The organism is Aeromonas sp. PS2Canimalfood6, from assembly GCF_048276795.1.
Classification (GTDB): Bacteria; Pseudomonadota; Gammaproteobacteria; order Enterobacterales; family Aeromonadaceae; genus Aeromonas; species Aeromonas caviae.
Window position 1 is genome coordinate 1 of record NZ_JBLUXC010000181.1, and the last position, 321, is coordinate 321.

Genomic DNA, 321 nt, shown 5'->3' on the forward strand with positions numbered 1-321 from the left:
GCGCCTATGACTGTGCCGATGGGGATCTGGTCGGTAAGCTGCAACTGGTGCGTGGTTATAGTCGTGATCACCGGCCAGAGCTGAATCAAGTGATCCTTGAGCTCATCTGTGAAAATCAGGCCGGCCTACCTGTCTATATGCAGGCCCTGAGCGGCAATAGTAATGACACCAAAGCCTTTGCCCAGACCGTTCGTCGCCATTTGAGCAGTCTCAAGGCCGCGCAGGAGTGCCGTTATCTGGTCGGCGATGCCGCACTGTACTGCGCCGATACCTTGCAATTACTGGCGCAACAGCAGCAACTATTTGTGACCCGGGTGCCCG

The 321-nt window shown here is 56.4% G+C and carries 1 protein-coding gene; it reads left to right on the forward strand.

Annotated features, from left to right (window positions below; genetic code table 11):
- On the forward strand, positions 1 to 321 hold a 321-nt coding region (locus ACNPAA_RS21155; protein ID WP_417892008.1), incomplete at both ends, for an IS1634 family transposase.